At 53.5% G+C, this 24345-nt stretch carries 18 protein-coding genes and 1 pseudogene; 7 read left to right on the top strand and 12 right to left on the bottom strand.

Translation table 11 applies throughout. The annotated features are described in order from the left end of the window. Positions 1-553: 553 nt before the first annotated feature. Together relA and rlmD are read right to left on the bottom strand one after the other, a co-directional pair. Positions 554-2788, bottom strand: a complete 2235-nt coding sequence (gene relA, locus ACLJRU_RS09900) for a GTP diphosphokinase (RefSeq protein WP_000226842.1) — start codon at positions 2786-2788, stop codon at positions 554-556. A gap of 51 nt (positions 2789-2839) precedes the next feature. Beyond that, on the bottom strand, positions 2840-4135 hold the full coding sequence (rlmD, locus tag ACLJRU_RS09895) for a 23S rRNA (uracil(1939)-C(5))-methyltransferase RlmD (protein ID WP_000046845.1): 1296 nt from the start codon (positions 4133-4135) through the stop codon (positions 2840-2842). Positions 4136-4191: 56 nt separating this feature from the next. Here rlmD and barA point away from each other — a divergent pair, with 56 nt between their 5' ends. Continuing rightward, positions 4192-6948, top strand: a complete 2757-nt coding sequence (gene barA, locus ACLJRU_RS09890; RefSeq protein WP_001540818.1) for a two-component sensor histidine kinase BarA — start codon at positions 4192-4194, stop codon at positions 6946-6948. A gap of 43 nt (positions 6949-6991) precedes the next feature. Here barA and ACLJRU_RS09885 read toward each other — a convergent pair whose 3' ends face one another. The 4 genes and pseudogenes from ACLJRU_RS09885 to gudP all read right to left on the bottom strand — a co-directional run bounded on the left by ACLJRU_RS09885 (position 6992) and on the right by gudP (position 12268). Continuing rightward, complete coding sequence (locus ACLJRU_RS09885) at positions 6992-8134, bottom strand: glycerate kinase (protein WP_000706484.1); 1143 nt, start codon at positions 8132-8134, stop codon at positions 6992-6994. 77 nt (positions 8135-8211) lie between these two features. Then, positions 8212-9552, bottom strand: coding sequence for a glucarate dehydratase (gudD, locus tag ACLJRU_RS09880; RefSeq protein WP_000107113.1), 1341 nt, complete (start codon positions 9550-9552; stop codon positions 8212-8214). Between the two features lie 20 nt (positions 9553-9572). Next, positions 9573-10913 (bottom strand): annotated as a pseudogene (locus ACLJRU_RS09875) (enolase C-terminal domain-like protein). After that, the gene (gudP, locus tag ACLJRU_RS09870) at positions 10910-12268 is read right to left on the bottom strand and encodes a galactarate/glucarate/glycerate transporter GudP (RefSeq protein ID WP_038394039.1); all 1359 of its coding nucleotides are present in this window, start codon (positions 12266-12268) and stop codon (positions 10910-10912) included. Before gudP ends, ACLJRU_RS09875 begins: the two are co-directional and overlap by 4 nt. 79 nt (positions 12269-12347) lie before the next feature. On the opposite strand from gudP, the gene ACLJRU_RS09865 reads away from it, so the two are divergent. Next, complete coding sequence (locus tag ACLJRU_RS09865; protein WP_001540820.1) at positions 12348-12599, top strand: hypothetical protein; 252 nt, start codon at positions 12348-12350, stop codon at positions 12597-12599. Positions 12600-12748: 149 nt separating this feature from the next. Here ACLJRU_RS09865 and ACLJRU_RS09860 read toward each other — a convergent pair whose 3' ends face one another. The 4 genes from ACLJRU_RS09860 to syd form a co-directional block, all read right to left on the bottom strand. Then, positions 12749-13198 (bottom strand): flavodoxin, encoded by a 450-nt coding sequence (locus tag ACLJRU_RS09860; protein ID WP_000807739.1) that lies wholly within the window; start codon positions 13196-13198, stop codon positions 12749-12751. Between the two features lie 18 nt (positions 13199-13216). Next, positions 13217-13999, bottom strand: a complete 783-nt coding sequence (gene truC / locus ACLJRU_RS09855) for a tRNA pseudouridine(65) synthase TruC (RefSeq protein ID WP_000890028.1) — start codon at positions 13997-13999, stop codon at positions 13217-13219. Further along, positions 13999-14328: a YqcC family protein gene (locus ACLJRU_RS09850; RefSeq protein ID WP_001522911.1), complete on the bottom strand. Its 330-nt coding sequence runs from the start codon at positions 14326-14328 to the stop codon at positions 13999-14001. Before ACLJRU_RS09850 ends, truC begins: the two co-directional genes overlap by 1 nt. Positions 14329-14939: 611 nt before the next feature. Then, positions 14940-15485, bottom strand: a complete 546-nt coding sequence (gene syd, locus ACLJRU_RS09845; RefSeq protein WP_023235213.1) for a SecY-interacting protein — start codon at positions 15483-15485, stop codon at positions 14940-14942. Positions 15486-15553: 68 nt separating this feature from the next. Here syd and queF point away from each other — a divergent pair, with 68 nt between their 5' ends. The 5 genes from queF (at position 15554) to xni (ending at position 22085) form a co-directional block, all read left to right on the top strand. After that, a complete protein-coding gene (gene queF / locus ACLJRU_RS09840; RefSeq protein ID WP_000100463.1) occupies positions 15554-16402 on the top strand; it encodes an NADPH-dependent 7-cyano-7-deazaguanine reductase QueF in 849 nt (282 codons plus the stop codon). Between the two features lie 112 nt (positions 16403-16514). After that, positions 16515-17879, top strand: a complete 1365-nt coding sequence (gene ppnN / locus ACLJRU_RS09835; protein WP_000627973.1) for a nucleotide 5'-monophosphate nucleosidase PpnN — start codon at positions 16515-16517, stop codon at positions 17877-17879. 564 nt (positions 17880-18443) lie between these two features. Beyond that, entirely contained in the window at positions 18444-19733 is a 1290-nt protein-coding gene (gene sdaC, locus ACLJRU_RS09830; RefSeq protein WP_001540822.1) for an HAAAP family serine/threonine permease SdaC, read from the top strand. A 58-nt stretch (positions 19734-19791) separates the two neighbouring features. Beyond that, on the top strand, positions 19792-21159 hold the full coding sequence (gene sdaB, locus ACLJRU_RS09825) for an L-serine ammonia-lyase II (protein WP_000626384.1): 1368 nt from the start codon (positions 19792-19794) through the stop codon (positions 21157-21159). Between the two features lie 170 nt (positions 21160-21329). Beyond that, entirely contained in the window at positions 21330-22085 is a 756-nt protein-coding gene (xni, locus tag ACLJRU_RS09820; RefSeq protein ID WP_023235214.1) for a flap endonuclease Xni, read from the top strand. A 91-nt stretch (positions 22086-22176) separates the two neighbouring features. Here the strand turns inward: xni and fucO are convergent, their stop codons facing one another. Together fucO and fucA are read right to left on the bottom strand one after the other, a co-directional pair. Further along, positions 22177-23319 (bottom strand): lactaldehyde reductase, encoded by a 1143-nt coding sequence (gene fucO / locus ACLJRU_RS09815; protein WP_001540823.1) that lies wholly within the window; start codon positions 23317-23319, stop codon positions 22177-22179. Between the two features lie 16 nt (positions 23320-23335). Continuing rightward, positions 23336-23983 (bottom strand): L-fuculose-phosphate aldolase, encoded by a 648-nt coding sequence (gene fucA, locus ACLJRU_RS09810; protein WP_000440819.1) that lies wholly within the window; start codon positions 23981-23983, stop codon positions 23336-23338. Positions 23984-24345: the final 362 nt, after the last annotated feature.

Here is a 24345-nt window from a genome sequence, read left to right as displayed (position 1 = left end):
GAAGGATTCGATTATACATTGGAAAATAGCACGATCAATGTAGTTTGTGCTGATAGCAGGATTAAAACAAATGTAGATTATCAATGTAGGAATGGTGATATGGGGGCATGCAACAATGGCGAACTGGGAAGAATAATCGGCAACTGGGAACGAATAAACGTTGATACTAATTGCAGCGTGACAGTTATTTTGCCCTGGCAATAGTATTTTTCTTAATAGATCTGAGTTTACGATTGCATACTTTTATACTCATATACCCTAAATAATTCGAGTTGCAGGCAGGCGGCGACGCAGTGACAAATTCGTCTGATACGAATTTGAACAGCCGAAGGCTGCCTGCGGTGGGGGACAAGGATGTCCCCCATCAATCCCCGGGGCTTACGCTGGTCAGTGACTGGGGGGAGCGAGGACAAATTGGCAAGGCCGATGTGAACGCCACTTACGGCGGCCCTTTAGGGCGAGGCCCGGAGAGCCGGGCCATGCAAACACACAGGCAACGTAAAGTATAACGGGTAGATATATCAGACTACTTTGTAGATAATAACGTTTCACTTTACCCCCCGTGCAGTCGCCGTGCATCAATCACATCCGGCACCTGGTTCAGCTTACCGAGCACCCGGCCCAGCACCTGCAGGTTGTAGATCTCGATGGTCATATCAATGGTGGCGATCTGCTGTTTAATATCGCTGCGGCTGGCGACGCCCAGCACGTTGACTTTTTCGTTAGCCAGAATGGTGGTGATATCACGTAGCAAGCCGCTGCGATCGTTGGCCTGGACGCGCACCACCAGCGAATATCCCGCCGAATAGCTTTCGCCCCATACCGCCTCTACGATCCGCTCCGGCGCATGGGAGCGCAGTTCCGCCAGCTGTTCGCAGTCGGCCCGGTGCACGGAAATTCCCCGCCCCTGAGTAATGAAGCCGACAATTTCATCGCCAGGAATCGGCTGGCAGCAGCGGGCAATGTGGTGCATCAGGTTACCAACCCCTTCCACCACCACGCGCCCGTCGTCTTTACGACGATTTTGCGGCGCGTATGTTTTTTGCTGAAGCTGTTTCAGCGCCGCTGCATCCTGCTCCTCCGCACTCGGCTTATTGAACTGCGATTGCAGGAAATTCACCATCTGATTAAGACGGATATCGCCGCCGCCTATCGCCGCCAGCAACTCTTCCAGCTCATTAAAGTTGTAGCGCGGCAGCAGATGTTTCTCGGCCTCTTTCAGGCTAATCCCCAAATGCGCCAGCTCATCGTCGAGGATCTGCCGTCCAGCCTGGATATTTTTGTCACGATCCTGCTTGCGGAACCAAGCGTGAATTTTCGAGCGTCCGCGGCTGGTCGTCACATAGCCCAGGTTTGGATTCAGCCAGTCGCGGCTGGGATTCGGCTGCTTCTGAGTGATAATTTCAACCTGATCGCCCATCTGCAACTGATAGGTGAATGGCACAATACGCCCACCAATTTTCGCGCCGATGCAGCGGTGCCCGACATCGCTGTGGATGTGGTAAGCAAAATCGAGCGGCGTAGATCCGGCAGGCAAGTCAACCACGTCGCCTTTTGGCGTAAAAACGTAGACCCGATCGTCAAACACCTGGCTGCGCACTTCATCCAGCATTTCGCCGGAGTCGGCCATCTCTTCCTGCCAGGCGATCAGCTTACGCAGCCACGCAATTCTGTCTTCATGACCGGAACGCACGCCGCCGGACGCGGCGCCTTCTTTATACTTCCAGTGTGCCGCCACGCCCAGTTCGGCGTCTTCATGCATCTGTTTGGTACGGATCTGGATCTCAACGGTTTTACCGCCCGGCCCCAGGACCACGGTGTGGATAGACTGGTAACCGTTCGGTTTCGGGTTAGCGACATAATCATCGAATTCATCCGGCAGGTGGCGATAGTGCGTATGCACTATCCCCAACGCGGCGTAGCAGTCTTGCAGACGTTCAGCGACGATACGCACGGCGCGCACGTCAAAGAGTTCATCAAACGCCAGATGCTTTTTCTGCATTTTGCGCCAGATGCTATAAATATGTTTTGGTCGTCCGTAGACTTCCGCCTGCACGCCTTCGTTTTTCATTTCGGCGCGCAGATGTCCAACAAACTCTTCGATGTAATGTTCGCGATCGAGACGGCGCTCATGCAGCAGTTTGGCGATGCGTTTGTATTCCGCCGGATGCAGGTAGCGGAAACAGTAGTCTTCCAGTTCCCACTTCAGTTGCCCGATGCCCAGACGATTAGCGAGCGGCGCATAGATGTTGGTACATTCTTTCGCCGCCAGCACGCGCTCATCTTCCGGCGCCTCTTTCACTTCGCGCAAATGAGCGATTCGCTCGGCCAGTTTGATCACCACGCAGCGGAAATCATCCACCATCGCCAATAACATTCGACGGACGTTATCAACCTGCTCCGAAGAAACAGAGTCGTTATGAGTGGCGTTTAACTGGCGGATCGCCGCCATATCGCGCACGCCATGAATCAGGGTAACGATAGATTTGCCGACGCTTTCGCGCAGTACATCTTCGCTGACTACGTTGGCGTCGGCCAGAGGGAACAGTAGCGCCGCCCGCAGCGTGTCGATATCCATACTCAGCGTGGAAAGAATTTCTACCATCTCCACGCCACGCCACAGCAACAGATCCGCATCCGGATGTCCTTGTGTCTGTTGCAGGCAATACGCCCAGGTTTCGGCTAAGCGCTCACACGACTGCTGGCTGGAAATTCCCAGGCTTGCGATCCACTTCTTCGGATCAAATTCACCAGCTTTATTAATATGTGCACTTCTTACCGCGACCATCGTCCTCTCCTTAAGGGACCAGGCCTACCGAAGTCGGTAAGCCGGTAATCATTACATGCGCTCGAACAGAACCATTGATTCCAGATGTCCTGTGTGCGGGAACATGTCGAGCATCGCTAAACGCGTAACCTCATATCCCGCATTGACCAGCGCTTCACTATCGCGCGCCAGCGTCGCCGGGTTACAGGATACATAAACAATGCGAATAGGTTTTAATTTTATAATATGTCGCATCACTCCTGTAGCCCCCGCACGCGCAGGATCGAGTAAGACTTTGTCAAAGCCGTTTTTCGCCCACGGCTGCTTCGTGACATCTTCCTCCAGGTTCTCATGGAAGAATGTCACATTATGTAAACCATTGCGGATGGCGTTTTCACGGCCTTTTTCTACCAGCGCCGGAACGCCCTCAACCCCTACCACGCTTGCCGCGCGCGTTGCCAGCGGCAGCGTAAAATTCCCCATTCCGCAGAACAGATCCAGGACACGATCCTCGGCGCGCACATCAAGCCACTCCAGCGCGCGGGCGACCATTTGCTGGTTTACCGCCTCATTAACCTGAATAAAGTCTCGCGGACTGAAGGCTAAACGTAAGCCGTGCGAATCATACCAGGGCGCTTCGCCAGATACCGTTTCCAGTATCTCGCTAAACGGCGCCAGAAACAGAGACAATCCCTCAGAATGCGAAAAGCGTTCCAGTTTTTCTTTATCCGCCGCACTTAATGGCGCGGTATGGCGCAGAATCATCAGCGTACCGCTTCCCGCCTGTACCAGCTCAACATGCCCAAGATGTCGGGTGCCGTGTAAACTCGCCAGACACGCCCTGATTCGGGGCAGCAATGCTGCAAGCTGGGGCGCCAAAACAGGGCACTGTTCGACATTGACGATATCGCTGGAACCCGCTTTGCGAAATCCCATTTGCAGCGGTTTATCCGGCGGGCAATTCAGACTTAACCGCGCACGACGCCGATAACCCCAGGGCGCGCCGGCGATGATGTCCTTCACCTCGTGTTTCATCAAACGCGCCAGCGCCGCGCTTTTGCTGCGTTGTTGCAGGGCGATGCTGACATGCTGTTGCTGACAACCGCCGCAGACGCCAAAATGCGGGCAGCGCGGCGTTTCTCGTTCCGGGCTATCATTCAAACGGCGCGAAACGCGTGCGCGGGCAAATTGCTTTTTATCTTCTGTAATAATGACTTCTGCGCTTTCCTCAGGCAATAAACCGGGGATAAACAGCGCTTTTCCGTTATGACGGGCTACGCCCTGACCAAATGAATCGAGGTCATTGACTTTAACGGTTATGATCTGACGCGTCGTCACGCGCCGTTTTGCAGAGTAGAATTGCGCCATCGACCAGCTTTTCTCAATTTAACAGTGTGACCCTAATTGTCCCATAACGGAACTCCATGACCAACTACAGCCTGCGCGCACGCATGATGATTCTGATCCTGGCCCCGACCGTCCTGATAGGTTTGCTGCTCAGTATCTTTTTTGTAGTGCACCGCTATAACGACCTGCAGCGTCAACTGGAAGATGCCGGCGCCAGTATTATTGAACCGCTCGCCGTCTCCAGCGAATATGGTATGAACTTACAAAACCGAGAGTCTATCGGCCAACTTATCAGCGTCCTGCACCGCAGACACTCTGATATTGTGCGGGCAATTTCCGTTTATGACGATCATAACCGCCTGTTTGTAACGTCTAATTTCCATCTGGACCCCTCACAGATGCAGCTTCCCGCCGGAGCGCCGTTTCCACGTCGTCTGAGCGTCGATCGCCACGGCGATATTATGATTCTGCGCACCCCGATTATCTCGGAGAGCTATTCGCCGGACGAGTCAGCGATTGCCGACGCAAAAAATACCAAAAATATGCTGGGGTATGTGGCGCTTGAACTGGATCTCAAGTCGGTAAGGCTACAGCAATACAAAGAGATTTTTATCTCCAGCGTGATGATGCTTTTTTGTATTGGCATTGCGCTGATCTTTGGCTGGCGGCTTATGCGCGATGTCACCGGGCCTATCCGTAACATGGTGAATACCGTTGACCGCATTCGCCGCGGACAACTGGATAGCCGTGTGGAAGGATTTATGCTGGGCGAACTGGACATGCTGAAAAACGGCATTAATTCCATGGCGATGTCGCTTGCCGCCTATCACGAAGAGATGCAGCATAATATCGATCAGGCCACTTCAGACCTGCGTGAAACCCTTGAGCAGATGGAAATCCAAAACGTTGAGCTGGATCTGGCGAAAAAGCGCGCCCAGGAAGCGGCGCGTATTAAGTCGGAGTTCCTGGCGAACATGTCGCACGAACTGCGAACGCCGCTGAACGGCGTCATTGGCTTTACCCGCCTGACATTAAAAACGGAGCTGAACCCCACCCAGCGTGACCATCTGAACACCATTGAGCGTTCCGCGAATAATCTGCTGGCGATCATTAATGACGTGCTCGACTTCTCCAAGCTGGAAGCCGGTAAGCTCATTCTGGAAAGTATCCCTTTTCCACTGCGCAACACGCTGGATGAAGTGGTTACGCTGCTGGCCCACTCGTCGCATGATAAAGGGCTGGAGTTGACGTTAAATATTAAAAACGACGTCCCGGATAATGTGATTGGCGACCCGCTGCGCCTGCAACAGGTCATTACTAATCTGGTGGGTAATGCCATTAAGTTCACCGAGAGTGGCAATATCGACATTCTGGTAGAAAAGCGGGCACTCAGTAACACCAAAGTACAGATTGAAGTGCAGATCCGCGATACGGGGATCGGCATTCCGGAACGCGACCAGTCGCGACTGTTTCAGGCGTTTCGCCAGGCCGATGCCAGTATTTCTCGCCGTCACGGCGGCACCGGCCTTGGGCTGGTGATTACGCAAAAGCTGGTCAACGAAATGGGCGGGGATATCTCTTTCCACAGCCAGCCTAATCGCGGCTCGACCTTCTGGTTTCATATTAATCTTGATCTTAACCCAAATGTTATTATTGACGGGCCGTCGACCGCATGTCTGGCCGGAAAACGGCTGGCTTATGTCGAACCGAATGCTACCGCCGCGCAATGTACCCTGGATCTACTGAGCGACACGCCGGTGGAGGTGGTTTACAGCCCGACCTTCTCCGCGCTGCCGTTAGCGCACTACGATATTATGATTTTGAGCGTTCCGGTGACCTTCCGCGAGCCGCTCACCATGCAGCATGAACGTCTGGCGAAAGCGGCGTCAATGACGGACTTTCTACTGCTGGCGCTACCTTGCCATGCGCAAATTAACGCCGAAAAGCTGAAACAAGGAGGCGCGGCGGCCTGTCTGTTAAAACCATTGACGTCAACGCGCCTGTTGCCAGCGCTGACAGAATATTGCCAGTTGAATCACCATCCTGAACCGCTGCTAATGGATACCAGTAAAATCACCATGACGGTTATGGCGGTTGATGATAATCCCGCTAATCTGAAGCTTATCGGCGCGTTACTGGAAGATAAAGTCCAGCACGTAGAACTTTGTGATAGCGGACATCAGGCGGTGGATCGGGCGAAACAAATGCAGTTTGATCTGATTTTGATGGATATTCAGATGCCGGATATGGACGGCATACGCGCCTGCGAATTGATTCACCAGCTTCCTCATCAGCAACAAACACCGGTTATTGCCGTTACGGCACATGCGATGGCCGGGCAAAAAGAGAAGTTGCTCAGCGCGGGCATGAACGACTATCTGGCTAAACCGATAGAAGAAGAGAAGTTGCATAATCTGTTGCTGCGCTATAAACCTGGCGCCAACGTAGCAGCGCGCCTGATGGCGCCGGAACCGGCTGAGTTTATCTTCAATCCGAATGTAACGCTCGACTGGCAGCTTGCGCTCCGCCAGGCTGCCGGTAAGCCCGATCTGGCACGGGATATGCTGCAAATGCTGATTGATTTTCTGCCGGAAGTGCGCAACAAAATTGAAGAACAACTGGTGGGAGAAAATCCCAACGGTTTGGTCGATCTGGTCCATAAGCTACACGGGAGCTGCGGCTATAGCGGCGTACCGCGGATGAAGAACCTTTGCCAGCTTATTGAGCAACAGCTTCGCAGCGGCGTCCACGAAGAGGAGCTGGAGCCTGAGTTTCTGGAGCTGCTGGATGAGATGGATAATGTCGCGCGTGAAGCGAAGAAGATATTAGGCTGATATTCGCCGGATGGCGGCGTGACCGCCTTATCCGGCCTACAACTCAGCGTAACTGTTGCCCCGCTTTCAGCGTTGCAGCCACGTTGCGCGCGGTCATTCGTACGTTTTCACTCGCATTCTTCAGCGCGTCCTCCAGCGTGCAGATGGTATAAATCACGCTGAAAACGGCATCAAGCCCATGTTCATGAACCACGCCAACGTCCGCCGTCAGGCTACCCGCAATACCAATTACCGGCTTGTTATACCGTTTGGCGATGTTTGCCACGCCAATAGGGACTTTACCGTGAATGGTCTGGCTGTCGATGCGTCCCTCGCCGGTGATGACTAAATCAGCATCCGCAAGACACGCTTCCAGATGAAGCGCATCGGTGACAATCTCAATGCCACGCCGTAGCTGCGCGCCGCAAAACGCGTATAACGCCGCCCCCATGCCGCCTGCCGCGCCGCCGCCTGCCAGATCCAACACATCGACATGCAGATCGCGAGCAATCAAATGCGCATAGCGAGTCAATGCCGTCTCCAGGCGTTCAATCATTTCCGGCGTCGCCCCTTTTTGCGGACCAAAAACCGCAGACGCGCCCTCTTTGCCGGTAAGGGGATTCGTGACATCGCAGGCGACCTCTATATGGCACGCCGACAAACGCTTATCCAGGCCGCTGATATCAATGCTGGCGAGTGTTTCCAGCCCAATGCCGCCTTGCGCAATATCATTGCCCTGCGCATCCCGTAGCCTGGCCCCCAGCGCCTGTACCATCCCCGCGCCGCCATCGTTGGTGGCGCTACCGCCGATACCAATAATGATATGCTCAACGCCCGCATCCAGCGCATGACGGATCAGCTCGCCGGTTCCCCATGACGTGGTCTTCAACGGATCGCGTTGCGCGGGCGGCACCTGCTCCAGCCCGCTGGCGGCCGCCATTTCAATGAATGCGGAACGCGCATCGCCGGAAAGCCCATAAAACGCATTGACGCGATGCCCCAACGGCCCGGTGACCTCAACATGCACGATTCGACCCGCCGTCGCTTCAACCATCGCTTCGACAGTACCCTCTCCGCCATCAGCCAGCGGCAATTTCAGGTAATCGGCGTCAGGCCAGATCTCGCGAAATCCTTGTTCAATGGCGGTCGCTACCTCAAGAGCACTCAAACTTTCCTTATACGAGTCTGGTGCGATCACTATTTTCATAAGTCGTCCTTACGCATGTTGATCCTGTTAAGCATACACCCAGAGAAGCACCGGTTCCTTACGGAACCGGTTCTGACTTAACGCACCATGCAAGGACGCTTATTATCAAACGTCCAGCCAGGAATTAAGTACTGCATTCCCATCGCGTCGTCACGCGCGCCTAAGCCATGTTTTTGATAGAGCTCATGCGCTTTCATCACCTGATCCATATCGAGCTCAACGCCCAGCCCCGGTTTGGTCGGTACTTGCACCATGCCGCCTTTAATTTCAAACGGTTCTTTAGTCAGACGTTGGTTGCCTTCCTGCCAGATCCAGTGGGTATCGATCGCGGTGATCTTGCCCGGCGCCGCCGCGGCAACATGGGTAAACATCGCCAACGAAATATCAAAGTGGTTGTTAGAGTGCGAGCCCCAGGTCAGACCGAACTCATGACACATTTGCGCCACGCGTACAGAGCCTTGCATAGTCCAGAAGTGCGGGTCCGCCAGCGGGATATCGACGGATTGCAGCGACAGCGTATGCCCCATTTGACGCCAGTCGGTCGCTATCATATTGGTGGCCGTCGGTAATCCGGTCGCGCGACGGAATTCCGCCATCACTTCACGTCCGGAAAAACCCTGCTCCGCGCCGCACGGATCTTCTGCATAGGCCAGAGAACCTTTCAGGTATTTACCAATGCTGATCGCTTCGTTCAGCGACCAGGCACCGTTTGGATCGAGCGTAACGCGCGCTTGTGGGAAACGTTTCGCCAGCGCCACGATTGACTCGGCCTCTTCTTCGCCCGCCAGCACGCCGCCTTTCAGTTTGAAGTCGTTGAAGCCGTATTTTTCATAGGCGGCTTCCGCCAGACGCACTACCGTTTCCGGCGTCATCGCCTCTTCATGGCGCAAACGATACCAGTCGCATTGCTCATCCGGCTGGCTCTGATACGGCAGCGGCGTAGCCTTGCGATTGCCGACAAAGAACAGATAACCCAGCATTTCGACTTCGCTGCGCTGCTGACCGTCGCCTAACAGCGAAGCGACGTTGACGCCCAGATGTTGGCCCAAAAGGTCAAGCATTGCCGCTTCAATGCCCGTCACCACATGGATAGTGGTACGGAGATCGAACGTTTGTAAACCGCGTCCGCCCGCATCGCGATCGGCAAACTGGTTGCGAACGGCGGTCAGGACATTTTTATATTCACCCAGCGTTTTTCCCACCACCAGTGGGATCGCATCTTCCAGCGTTTTGCGAATTTTTTCGCCGCCAGGAATCTCGCCGACCCCGGTATGACCGGAGTTATCTTTAATAATGACGATGTTGCGCGTGAAGAACGGGGCGTGCGCGCCGCTCAGGTTCATCAGCATACTGTCATGACCCGCAACCGGGATAACCTGCATTTCAGTCACTACAGGCGTCGTAAATTGAGTACTCATAACTGTGTCCTTATTCAGAATTAGTGACGACCAAAAACAGGGCGTTTGCGGTCAAAAGTCCAGCCGGGGATCAGGTATTGCATCGGGCCTGCATCATTACGCGCGCCGCCTGGCAGCTTTTTATACGCGTCATGCGCTTTTCGCACCTGTTCCCAGTCAAGCTCCACGCCCAGTCCTGGCGCATCCGGAACGGCAATTTTGCCGTTTTTAATTTCCAGCGGATTTTTAGTCAGGCGGCAATCGCCCTCCTGCCAGATCCAGTGCGTATCAATAGCGGTGGGTTTGCCTGGCGCCGCCGCGCCGACATGGGTAAACATCGCCAGTGAAATATCAAAATGGTTATTCGAATGGCAGCCCCAGGTTAGCCCCCAGTCATCGCACAGTTGCGCCACGCGAACGGCGCCGGTGAGGGTCCAGAAATGCGGGTCGGCAAGAGGAATATCTACCGCGTTGAGCATCACTGCATGTCCCATTTCACGCCAGTTGGTGGCAATCATATTGGTCGCCACCGGCAGTCCTGTCGCGCGGCGGAACTCCGCCATGACTTCGCGACCAGAGAATCCTTGCTCCGCGCCGCACGGATCTTCCGCGTAGGTCAGTACATCATTCAGCCCTTTGCACAACGCAATGGCTTCATCCAGTAGCCAGGCGCCGTTCGGATCCACGGTAATACGTGCGTCCGGGAAGCGTTTTTTTAGCGCGCGAACGGTATCAATCTCTTGTTCGCCCGGCAGCACGCCGCCCTTGAGTTTAAAATCTTTAAAGCCGTAGCGATCCTGAGACGCTTCCGCCAGCCGCACGACCGCGTCGCTGTTCAGCGCTTCCTGATGGCGCAGGCGATACCATTCATGACTGCCCGGCGTGCTTTCCAGATACGGCAGATCGGTTTTAGTGCGATCGCCAATATAGAAGAGATAGCCCAACACGGTGACGGCATCGCGCTGTTTACCGGGTCCTAACAGTTCACAGACCGGCACATTAAGCGCCTGCCCCAGTAGATCAAGCAGCGCCGCTTCCAAAGCTGCCACCGCGTTAACCCGCAGTTCAAACGTCCATGCGCCTTTACCAAAGGTGTCAAAATCAGCAGCCTAGTTGCCTTTATGCACCTGCTGCACCACTTTGTTCAGGCGGGCGACTTCCTGGCCTAATACCATCGGAATAGCATCGACCAGCGTCTGATAAATCACTTCTCCGCCCGGCGCCTCGCCGACGCCAGTATGCCCGGCGTTATCGGTGAGGACGACGATGTTACGGGTGAAGTACGCGTTATGCGCGCCGCCGATGTTGAGTAGCATACTGTCATGTCCGGCAACCGGAATGACCTTCATGTCCGTAATAACGGGACTGGATTGCGTTGTCATGATAATTGTCCTGCGACAGGTTTCAGTTCAATACGCTTAATATCACCTACCAGCACCAGATAGCTGATGATGGCCACCAGGGCATGTACGCCGACATAGATCAACGCGCCGTTGAAGGAACCGGTGGTGCCAACGATGTAACCAATCGCGATTGGCGTCACAATACCGGAGATATTGCCGAACATATTAAACAAGCCGCCGGAAAGACCGCTGATCTCTTTCGGCGCGGTATCCGCCATTACTGCCCAGCCCAACGCGCCGATACCTTTACCGAAGAAGGCCAACGCCATAAAGCCGATGATCATCCATTCCACGTTCACATAGTTACAGAACACCATAACCATTGACAGCAACATTCCCAGCACAATCGGCGTCTTGCGCGCGATATTCAGGAAGCCAGTACGACGCATCAGCCAGTCGGAAATGATGCCGCCCAACACGCCGCCGATAAAGCCGCAGATTGCAGGAACCGAGGCGACAAAGCCCGCTTTGAGAATCGACATGCCGCGCGCCTGGACCAAATAGACCGGGAACCAGGTAATAAAGAAATAGGTCAATGCGTTAATACAGTACTGACCGATGTAAACGCCAATCATCATACGAGAGCCCAGCAGCTGTTTGATCTGGCCCCATTTGACGCTAAACGGTACTTTCGCTTTGGTGTCTTTCTGATCCATATTGATCAGCGCGCCGCCTTCTGCGATGTACTCCAACTCTTTCTTATTTACGCCCGGATGGTTATTCGGTTCATGGATAACTTTCAACCAGATAAAGCTGATGATGATCCCTAACCCGCCCATAAAGAAGAAGACATGCGACCAGCCCACTTCGTGCGTCAGCCAGCCCATAATCGGCGCGAAAATAACCGTGGCAAAGTATTGCGCGGAGTTAAAGATGGCCACCGCCGTTCCCCTCTCCTGCGCCGGGAACCAGGCCGCAACGATGCGACTGTTGCCCGGGAAAGAAGGCGATTCCGCCAGACCAACCAGGAAACGAAGCGTAAAGAGGGCGACAATAATGCCGAAACCACTAAAGATATCGACAAAACCCTGCAACAGGGTGAAGACTGACCAAATGAAAATAGACCAGAAATAGACACGTTTGGAACCAAAGCGGTCCAGCAGCCAGCCGCCCGGGATCTGCCCGATAACATAGGCCCATGAAAAAGCAGAAAAAACATAGCCCATGCCTACCGGATCAAGACCGATATCTTTGGCCATTTCTGAGCCGGCAATGGACAATGTGGCGCGGTCGCCGTAGTTGAAGGATGTGACGATAAACAGCATCACCACTATCCAGTAGCGGGCGTTCGTGCGTTTCTCCGCACTGCTCGCCGCGTGACTTAATGAACTCATTGTTGCACTCCTGAAATTTCGCGTTAGCTACGCTCACTCTGAACTGCACAACCGGTAGGGAATCAGAGATAACGTTTCCTTGTTGCAGCTTTTATTAGGTCGTTTGCTTTGCACGCTGCATGCTTTTATTCACTGGCAGGAGAAGTATAAAAAGCGCGCCACACACACTCACCGTGCAACAACACAGTATTTTGGCGATGAATTACGCCTGTTTATGGCAAAAGCCCAGGACAGTGGAAGCCACTTCACGGAAATGAAATCAGAAGGCGTCGGCGTCGACGCAGGAGGAATAAAAAGAGAAGAATGTGAAACAGGTCGCTTGATTACATGAAAACGCCCGTAAAAAACTGCCGCTTTTGCGGGCATATGCCCAAAGCTAACACGATTCAGTTACTTTACACTGTGTACAGGTCGTGATTTTGCTTACTGGCAACGCAAGCAAACGAAAAGGTACCCTCCCGTAGGGGGGAGGGATTTACCTCAGGAAAGTAAAGTTCCCCAGTTTTCAACCCAGGGATTGGATTGGCTCTCCGGCTCCGGATGTTCGCTGGCGTCAATGAATAGCATCTCCCCCACCCGCTGCGCGCTTTGCTCCTGCAACAGGGCATCAAACTGTTTGCCGCCATTACAGAAATTGGGGTAGCTGCTATCACCTAGCGCAATCACCCCGTAACGCAGGTTTGGTTGAAAACCGACTGTATCTTTAATGCCGTGAAAGAGCGGCGCAATGCTATCCGGTAGATCGCCCTGCCCGGTCGTCGAGGTAACGACCAGCGCAACCTTATCCTGATATTGCTGCCAGTCAGACAGTTCAGGATCTTCAAACACGGTCGCGCTGTGGCCCTGTCTGGCGAGGATCGCTTCCGCTTCTTCCGCCACCAGCAGTGAGTTGCCATACATGGTCCCGACAAAAATACCAATTTCTGCCATTATGCGTATCTCCCTGAATTATGCCTGATGAGTCTCATCCTGCCGGGACGCCGCCGTAAACTCAACCCTTTCATTGTCAGGGAGAAGTCCACGCCAGCCAAACTGTGTCAGCGCCTGCATCCAGGTTTCATCCAACCCGGCCTGAATTATCAACGGCTGTCCGGTGAAGGGGTGCGTCAGTTCAAGCCGACTGGCATGAAGCATCAGGCGACGACAGGCAAAATGCTCTGCGGCGCTGCGGTTTTGTCGCAAATCGCCATGCTTGCTGTCGCCGATGATAGGATGACGCAGATGCGCCAGATGACGACGAAGCTGGTGCTTGCGTCCCGTTTTTGGTTCCAGCTCAACCAGGCCATAACGCGTGGTGGGATAACGCCCGGTCGGCACCGCCATTTCGACCGTCGCCAGCCCGCGATACTGCGTTACAGCCGGCTGGGGCGCTTTATCTTCGCGGGCGAATTTATCGGCAATTTTATCGCGCTCTTCCACCAGCGGATAATCCAGTACCGCGTCATCCATCAGCCAGCCGCGCACAATGGCATGGTAGCGTTTACGGATGTGGTGCTGCTCGAACTGCTGCGCCAGACGGCGTCCCGCTTCGCTGGACAGCCCCATTAACAGTACGCCCGACGTGGGTCTGTCGAGACGGTGGGCGGTAAAAACATGCTGGCCGATTTGGTCGCGCACCGTTTGCATGACCACGACTTTTTCGTCGCGATCCAGCCAGCTCCGGTGAACAAGCCAGCCTGCGGGTTTATTCACGGCAACCAGCCACGGGTCTTGATAGAGGATCTCCAGCATCAGGATTTATCGCGGGCGAATAGCGCATCCAGATCCTGCAAAACCGCCAGGATCGCCTCCCGCTGCGGATGATCCGCCGCCAGCGCCATTTCATAATAAGGGGCGACGGCAAACGCCTCGGGCAGCGGCTGCGCATTATCAAGTAGGGTATGCATACGTGGGATCAATACCCATTGCAGCCATTCCAGCGGTTCCATGGTATCCATAAAAAATGGTTGGGTGCTGGTAAACAGGTGCGCCTGCGGCGCATCCTGCCGCCAGTGGCGATGCTCGCGCAGCAGCGTTTCAAGCGTATGTAACTGCTGACGCACACGGTCATGAGTCGTCATGTTAAAAACCTCAATGATGAAAATCTGGCGCGAAGAATAACAAAAAAAAGGGAGCACTGTATAAACAGTGCTCCCGGTTCGTTTCGCAGCATTCCAGCTACTTTTCGTGCTCCCTGCTCATCCGTGACAACTTTTCCTGTGACCTTACGGCCTGTTCATCCTGAACGTTTGCATCCTGCGCACATCGCCCGATGTGATAGCTTCTTCCTGAAGCGTCCCTGGTCATCCAGACCCGCCGAACATCCTGATCGGCTCTCGTTCTCCGTCCTGGAGGTGTCCTTTAACGCATCCTGCGCTTTCCACTTTGCTTCATCCTGAAGCCTTTCCTTGTAACACCATCCTGGCGTGTCCTGCTGAAGCGTCATCATCCTGACGTTCTCTTCGTTGTACGACTCCCTGTCGACGAAGATAGAATCGCCTGTTTCACCTTGTCTTACAAGACGCTTACAGACAATACCTTAAGTAAATTTTCATATGAAAGTGCGCAAAAACATTTTAATTAGTTGTTTTATATAGACTTACATAAGAAAACGGAACTCAGTATCCGCTGATATCCTGGCGATCTCCTACAGACTTTGTAAGAGATCTCTCACACCCGTTAGGGCAAACGATTACAGAAGAGGATTAAGTTGCGTAAGGAATTCCGCAAGCGTTGCGGCAAGAACGGTGCGATTACGGGTGCCCAGCGTTTCTTTAATCACCTCGCCGGACAGGTTACAGACCGAAATGACCTCAAGCTCATTTTCCTGCGTCGCAATAAAAAGCGTGGGAGGAAGCTTGAACCGCTTTTGCGTGACCAGGTGGCCTATCAGATTTTCCTGCACGCGCCGAAAGTCATCCTGACTCCAGGTTTGCAGTAGCGTAAGCTTTTCATCCGCAAACTGCGCGGGCATGTCGCCAGCAAACTGCGTGGTGTAAAACGCGTGGAGCGCAGGTTGTACCATAATATCAAAGGCGCGTTCAACCGCGTTTACATTTTCTTCGCCTTCAAAAGGTTGCGGCTGCCAGTAAACGGCATCGCGGGTTGAAGAAATAATGCACGGAGAAGGTACGCCATACAGTTCTTCGCTCAACGGCCAGCTACCGTGTTTTTCTTGCCACGCGTCGCAGTAACGCGTCGTAAAGGCTTTCAATGCCTGCGCTGTCAGTTCGTCCACCAGTTTCTCTCTTCATAAAAGCCAGGATACACTTGACGCATAGTGTATCTGGTTTATGACGGTGAAACATGTCTTCTTATGAAAACCATCAGGCTCTTGATGGACTGACTCTCGGAAAATCAACGGATTACCGGGACAATTATGACGCCAGCCTGCTGCAGGGCGTACCGCGCAGTTTGAATCGCGACCCGCTCGGATTAACAGCCGATAATTTGCCGTTCCACGGCGCGGATATCTGGACGTTGTATGAACTTTCCTGGCTTAACAGCCAGGGTCTTCCGCAGGTCGCCGTCGGGCATGTCGAACTGGATTACACCAGCGTTAATTTAATCGAATCCAAAAGTTTTAAACTGTATCTGAACAGCTTTAACCAGACGCGCTTTGACACCTGGGAGACGGTGCGCCAGACGCTGGAGCGCGATCTGCGCGCCTGCGCGCAGGGCAACGTTAGCGTGAGGCTTCATCGTCTTGATGAGCTGGAAGGACAGCCTGTCGCCCATTTCCACGGCACCTGTATTGACGATCAGGATATCAGTATCGACAACTACCAGTTTACTACCGACTATCTGCAACATGCGGTCAGCGGCGAGAAGCAAGTAGAGGAGACGCTGGTCAGTCATCTGTTGAAATCCAACTGCCTGATCACCCACCAACCGGACTGGGGCTCGATACAAATTCAGTATCGCGGGCGCAAAATCGACAGGGAAAAACTGCTGCGTTATCTGGTCTCCTTCCGTCACCATAATGAATTTCACGAGCAGTGTGTAGAGCGTATTTTTAATGACATTCTGCGCTTCTGCCAGCCGGAAACGTTAAGCGTTTATGCGCGCTATACTCGCCGCGGCGGGCTGGACATTAATCCCTGGCGCAGCAATACCGATTTCGTGCCCGCCACAGGCAGGCTGGCGCGACAGTAATTTTTTTGTCAATTTTGCGTGCCGGATTGCGCATGTAAGGTTGTGAAAGGTCATCAGCCAGGGCTATTGTAATCAACAGGGAATGGCGTGTTGCGTCCCATAAGGAGTTTACTTGATTACACATATTAGCCCGCTTGGCTCAATGGATATGTTGTCGCAACTGGAAGTGGACATGCTGAAACGCACGGCCAGTAGCGACCTGTATCAACTGTTTCGTAACTGTTCACTTGCCGTTCTTAACTCCGGCAGCCTGACCGACAACAGCAAAGAGCTGCTGTCCCGCTTTGAAAATTTCGATATTAACGTACTGCGCCGCGAGCGCGGCGTGAAGCTGGAATTGATTAACCCGCCTGAAGACGCTTTTGTTGACGGGCGGATTATTCGTGCGCTACAGGCTAACCTGTTCGCGGTGCTGCGCGACATTCTCTTTGTGAATGGGCAGATCCACAATGCCGGCCGTTTCCAGCATCTGGATCTTGAAAGCTCAACACATATCACCAATCTGGTGTTCTCTATTTTGCGCAACGCCCGGGCGCTGCACGTCGGCGAAGCGCCAAACATGGTGGTATGCTGGGGCGGCCACTCAATTAACGAAAACGAGTACCTGTATGCCCGTCGCGTCGGCACGCAGTTGGGATTACGCGAGCTGAACATCTGCACCGGCTGCGGCCCTGGGGCGATGGAAGCCCCCATGAAGGGCGCGGCGGTCGGTCACGCGCAACAGCGTTATAAAGACAGCCGCTTTATCGGCATGACTGAACCTTCCATTATTGCGGCTGAACCGCCTAACCCGCTGGTGAATGAACTGATCATCATGCCGGATATCGAAAAACGCCTGGAAGCGTTCGTCCGTATCGCACACGGTATCATCATCTTCCCGGGCGGCGTGGGTACGGCGGAAGAGCTGCTTTATTTGCTGGGGATTCTGATGAATCCAGCCAATAAAAATCAGGTGTTGCCGCTGATCCTGACCGGACCAAAAGAGAGCGCCGATTACTTCCGCGTGCTGGATGAGTTTATTACCCATACGCTGGGCGAAGCGGCCCGCCGTCATTACCGCATCATCATTGACGATGCGGCGGAGGTAGCGCGACTGATGAAGAAAGCGATGCCGCAAGTGAAAGAGAATCGCCGCGATACCGGCGACGCCTATAGTTTTAACTGGTCGATGCGTATTGCACCGGATCTGCAGGTGCCGTTTGAGCCGTCGCATGAGAATATGGCCAACCTGAAACTGTACCCGGATCAGCCGGTTGAGATTCTGGCGGCAGATCTGCGACGCGCCTTCTCCGGTATTGTCGCGGGGAACGTGAAGGAGGTCGGGATACGCGCCATTGAAGCTAATGGTCCGTATAAAATCCACGGCGATCGAGAGATGATGCGTCGCATGGACGATCTGCTGCAGGGATTCGTCGCGCAGCATCGTATGAAATTGCCAGGTTCCGCCTACATCCCCTGTTACGAGATCTGCGCTTAGCGCTTATGCCCGGTTGCCGCCAGCAGCCGGGCGCTTCTCCCATTCCTTTCATTGCGGTATGGCAATTAACGTATGCCTTCATTTTTTATGATGATCATCAGAGGCATAGCCCGCATTGTTTTATAAACACCATTTATAATTCATCATAAATAGATTGCCAGGCAAACGTTTACTTCACTCTTCTTACCGTGATTTATCGGTTCAAACTCTTATTCTTCGCCAGAATCCACTAAAAACCTTGATTTTTATAGTCAAACCTCCGTATCTTGCGCCCCAATCTTTCCGGCCTTATATCGTTAATGGTAGCCTTCGCGCCCGGAAATTCGTTATGACGTTTTTTTAATAGATTAATGGTCCAAATTTATCCATGTAAGAAGCGGATTATTGCATTTGAGATCGGGATCACTGATAGATTCATCACTTAAATGTATCTTTCCGCCCGAAAATTATTACGGCGAAAAATTATATAAAAAGCGTCCCTAAGCAGATTTCATTTTACGATCAGGTCTTTTTTCATTGGATTAGACCAGCAACCTGATTTTTAGCATCCTCCAGGAGAAATAGATGGAAACCACTCAGACCAGCACTATTGCTTCGATTGACTCTCGAAGCGCATGGCGCAAAACGGATACCATGTGGATGCTGGGCCTTTACGGCACGGCTATCGGCGCGGGCGTTCTGTTCCTGCCGATCAACGCAGGCGTCGGCGGCATGATTCCGCTCATCATCATGGCGATTCTCGCTTTCCCGATGACCTTTTTCGCACACCGTGGTTTAACCCGCTTCGTGCTGTCCGGTAAAAACCCGGGTGAAGACATCACTGAAGTCGTTGAGGAACACTTCGGTATCGGCGCAGGTAAACTGATTACCCTGCTTTACTTCTTCGCGATTTACCCCATCCTGCTGGTTTACAGCGTGGCGATTACTAATACCGTGGAAAGCTTCCTGACCCACCAGTTAGCGATTAATCCGCCGCCGCGGGCGATTCTTTCCCTGATCCTGATTGTTGGCATGATGACCATCGTGCGCTTCGGCGAGCAAATGATCGTTAAGGCGATGAGTATCCTGGTATTCCCGTTCGTCGCTGCGCTGATGCTGCTGGCCTTGTACCTGATCCCGCAGTGGAACGGCGCGGCGCTGGAAACTCTGTCCTTTGATTCCGCCACGTCTACCGGTAACGGTCTGTGGATGACGCTGTGGCTGGCGATTCCGGTGATGGTTTTCTCTTTCAACCACTCCCCGATCATCTCCTCCTTCGCGGTTGCGAAGCGTGAAGAGTACGGTGAAGGCGCTGAGAAGAAATGTTCTAAAATTCTGGCCTTCGCCCACATCATGATGGTGCTGACCGTGATGTTCTTCGTCTTCAGCTGCGTGCTGAGCCTGACGCCGGCAGATCTGGCAGCGGCAAAAGAGCAGAACATCTCTATTCTGTCTTACCTGGCGAACCACTTTAACGCGCCGATCATCGCCTGGATGGCGCCGATCATTGCGATGATTGCTATCACCAAATCCTTCCTCGGCCACTACTTGGGCGCGCGTGAAGGCTTTAACGGGATGGTGATTAAATCGCTGCGTGGTAAAGGTAAATCCATCGAAATCAACAAACTGAATAAAATTACCGCGCTGTTCATGCTGGTCACCACCTGGATTGTGGCGACGCTGAACCCCAGCATCCTGGGTATGATTGAAACCCTGGGCGGCCCGATCATCGCGATGATTCTGTTCCTGATGCCGATGTATGCCATCCAGAAAGTACCGGCAATGCGTAAGTACAGCGGTCATATCAGCAACGTATTCGTTGTGATTATGGGCCTGATTGCCATCTCCGCTATTTTCTACTCACTGTTCAGCTAAGTCCTTTAGCGCCGCTTACCGCGGCGCTTCTCTATGATACAACCGCAATGGATGCCCTATGATTAGCGTATTCGATATTTTTAAAATCGGCATTGGCCCTTCCAGTTCTCACACCGTCGGACCAATGAAAGCAGGCAAGCAGTTCACGGACGATCTGATTGCCCGCCATATTCTTACAGATGTCACCCGCGTCGTGGTGGATGTCTACGGCTCTCTGTCATTGACGGGTAAAGGCCACCACACTGATATCGCCATTATTATGGGCCTGGCGGGGAATCTGCCGGACACCGTCGATATCGACGCCATTCCGTCCTTTATCCAGGATGTGAACACCCATGGGCGTTTACTACTGGCCAATGGGCAGCATGAAGTCGAATTTCCGGTCGATAAGTGCATGAATTTCCACGCCGACAACCTGTCTCTGCATGAGAACGGGATGCGTATTACCGCGCTGGCGGGCGATAAAGTGCTCTACAGCCAAACCTACTACTCCATCGGCGGCGGCTTTATCGTCGATGAAGAGCACTTTGGTTTGACGAATAGCGAACCCGTTAACGTACCGTACCCTTACAAAACCGCCGCGGATTTACAGCGCCACTGCCAGGAGACGGGTTTGTCGCTCTCCGGTCTGATGATGCAAAACGAACTGGCTCTGCACAGTAAAGAAGCGCTGGAGCAGCACTTCGCCAGGGTCTGGGAGGTAATGCGCAGCGGTATTGAGCGCGGTATCACCACCGAGGGCGTATTGCCGGGCAAACTGCGCGTTCCGCGTCGCGCGGCGGCGCTGCGTCGGGTGCTGGTCAGTCAGGATAAGACCACCACCGATCCGATGGCGGTCGTCGACTGGATCAATATGTTCGCGCTGGCAGTGAACGAAGAGAATGCCGCAGGCGGACGAGTAGTCACTGCCCCGACTAACGGCGCATGTGGTATTGTGCCGGCGGTGCTGGCGTACTATGACAAGTTTATCCGCGAAGTAAATGCTAACTCACTTGCTCGCTATATGCTGGTCGCCAGCGCGATTGGCTCGCTGTATAAGATGAACGCCTCTATTTCCGGCGCCGAAGTGGGTTGTCAGGGAGAGGTCGGCGTGGCCTGTTCCATGGCGGCAGCGGGTCTGGCCGAGCTGCTGGGCGGTAGTCCGGCGCAGGTGTGTATCGCCGCAGAAATCGCCATGGAGCATAATCTGGGGTTAACTTGCGATCCGGTTGCCGGTCAGGTACAGGTTCCCTGCATTGAGCGTAACGCAATTGCTTCAGTCAAAGCGGTCAACGCCGCGCGTATGGCGCTGCGCCGTACCAGCGAACCGCGCGTATGCCTCGATAAAGTGATTGAGACCATGTACGAAACCGGTAAAGACATGAACGCTAAGTACCGCGAAACTTCGCGCGGCGGCCTGGCGATGAAGATCGTTACCTGCGATTAATTCTCAGCACATTTTAGGATCTGTAAGCCGGATAAGGCGCTCGCCGCCATCCGGCTTTTGTTGCCTGATGGCGCTTCGCTTATCAGGCCTACGGATAGCGCTATTTCGCAATGCTCGCCTCCCCCCGCCGTGAATGTTACCCTACGCGCAGGTTTGTAAGGGAGAACACCGTGGCTGCTCATCTGCTTATCGTCGACGCGCTCAATTTGATTCGCCGTATTCACGCCGTTCAGGGATCGCCCTGTGTGGAAACCTGCCAACACGCGCTCGATCAATTGATTATTCACAGCCAGCCAACCCATGCCGTAGCGGTATTTGATGACGACGCGCGCAGCAGCGGCTGGCGTCATCAGCGTTTGCCGGACTACAAAGCAGGACGTCCGCCGATGCCTGACGATTTACATAATGAAATGCCCGCCCTACGCGCCGCGTTTGAACAGCGCGGCGTACGCTGTTGGGCATCAGATGGTAACGAAGCGGACGATCTGGCGGCGACGCTGGCGCTAAAAGTTACCGAAGCCGGACACCAGGCAACCATTGTGTCAACCGATAAAGGCTATTGCCAGTTGCTCTCTCCGGGATTGCGCATTCGCGACTACTTCCAGAAACGCTGGCTGGACGCGCCGTTTATTGAAAAAGAGTTTGGCGTACTCCCCCGGCAGTTGCCGGATTACTGGGGGCTGGCAGGAATCAGCAGTTCGAAAGTCCCCGGCGTTGCCGGTATCGGCCCCAAAAGCGCGCCCCAGCTATTGATTCAGTTTCAAAATCTGGAGGGAATTTACGCCCATCTGGACAAGGTGCCGGAAAAGTGGCGCAAAAAGCTTGAGACGCATAAAGAAATGGCATTTCTTTGCCGCGATATTGCACGTCTGCAAACCGATTTACATATCGACGGAAACTTACAGCAGCTACGGCTGGCGCGGTAGTTTTGTTGCCGGATGGCGGCGTGAACGCCTTATCCGGCCTACAGAACTGCACGAAATGTAGAGCGGATAAGCGCTGCGCCATCCGGCAAAATTACCAAGCGGTATGATACAGTTCGACAATGTCCGCCAGACTCGCTTCACGCGGATTGCCGCCCGTACAGACATCATCGAACGCCGCCTGCGCCAGCGCCGGGATATCCTCTTTTCGAACGCCGACATCACGCAAATGCAGCGGAATTCCCACATCGCGATTTAGCGTAAATACGGCTTCCACTGCGGCATTACGCGCCTCTTCAAGACTCAATCCTTCTACCTTCACCCCCATCGCCCGGGCGATATCACGGAATTTCTCGTTGGTATACCCGGCATTAAAACGCATCACATGCGGAAGCAAAATAGCATTCGCGACGCCGTGCGGCGTGTTGTAAAACGCGCCCAGCGGATGCGCCATCCCATGCACCAGCCCCACATTGGAAAACCCCATCCCGGCAACATATTGCCCCAGCGCCATTGCCTCACCGGCCTCTTTTTCTCCGGCCACGGCGCCGCGCAGCGCACCCGCAATAATCTCAATGGCTTTGATATGTAATGCATCCGTCAGCGCCCATGCGGCCCGGGTAATATAGCCTTCAATAGCATGGGTTAGCGCATCCACGCCCGTTGCCGCTTTCAGCGCGGGTGGCATACCGTCCATCATATCGGCATCGATAAATGCCGCCTGCGGAATATCATGCGGATCGACACAAACGAATTTGCGCCGTTTCTCTTCATCGGTAATCACATAATTGATAGTGACTTCCGCCGCGGTTCCCGCCGTTGTCGGGATCGCCATAATCGGCACGCTGGGTTTACGGGTCGGCGATAGCCCTTCCAGACTGCGCACATCGGCAAATTCCGGATTGTTACTGATAATACCGATCGCTTTGCAGGTATCCTGCGGAGAACCGCCGCCAATGGCGATGAGATAGTCCACGCCACTTTGGGTAAAGACCTTAAGCCCTTCCTGGACAACGGAAATCGTAGGATTAGGGATCACGCCAGCATAAATCTCCCACGCCAGCCCTGCGGCATCCATTCTGCTTGTCACTTTATCGACCACACCGCATTGCACCAGCGTTTTATCGGTAACAATCAGCGCGTTATGATAACCGCGGCGCGTCACCTCATCGGTTAATGCGTCCACCGCTCCCCGGCCAAACCATGCCGTTTCATTCAGAATCATTCTGTTCGCCATCGCCTGTCTCCTGACATCACTCTTCAATACGTAATCCGTAAGTTTTAAATTTCTCCAGTACGATAGCGATCGCCTCGTCATCCAGTACCGGTACCGGATCGACAATGGCCAGCGTACTTAAATAGAGCTGCGCCAGCACTTCCACTTCATGCGCCAGCCACAACGCTTTGTCTAAATTTTCTTCACAAGCGATAAGCCCGTGATGCTGTAACAGCGTCGCTTTACGATTTTTAAGCGCCACGGCAACATGGTCAGAAAGTTCGCGGGTGCCAAAAGTGGCGTAGGGCGCGCAGGGAATAGAGTTTCCTCCTGCGGCGGCAATCATGTAGTGAATCGCCGGAATCGGGCGATTCAGGATCGAGACTGCCGTACAATGGACAGCGTGGTTATGTACCACGGCATTGGCGTCAGGGCGCGTCTGGTATGCCGCCATATGAAAACGCCACTCGCTGGAAGGCAGCTTGCCCTGCTCATGCTGACCGTCTGCATCAATAAAGACAATGTGCGACTCTGTCAGCTTCTCGTAGGGGATCCCCGTCGGCGTAATCAGCAATCCGCCCTGATAACGTACGCTCACGTTACCTGCCGTCCCCTGATTTAACCCTAACCGCGTCATTTCCAGACAGGTATCAATAATCTGCCGCGCCAGTCTATTTCGTTCCATTATTTACCTCTCTCTGTGATTCAAAATGAGACAACAAAACCGCCTTTCGCATCGCGCTGCTGTCCTGTTGAAATAATCGAATAGTTAGCAACTATCATCATACTGAATAAAGAGAAGGGAATTTAAATAACGATATTTTGTGATTCACATCAATTAATTCGCCACGATAAACCAGACGACTACCGTTTCTCTCGCCGATAAATGCCCGCTCTTAATAATATTTTTTAAAACGGGCAAAAATGAAGAATAAGCTACTACTGCCCGTTTCCGTGGCAATAATTTAATTCGGGCATTCAGTCTGTGGTTTTTTAAATTAAACATCTCAAACGGTCATTTTTTTATGAAAATTAAAGTGATGATAA

Source organism: Salmonella sp. SAL00653 (assembly GCF_046552515.1).
Classification (GTDB): Bacteria; Pseudomonadota; Gammaproteobacteria; order Enterobacterales; family Enterobacteriaceae; genus Salmonella; species Salmonella enterica.
This window is presented reverse-complemented; position numbering and strand designations above follow the sequence as displayed.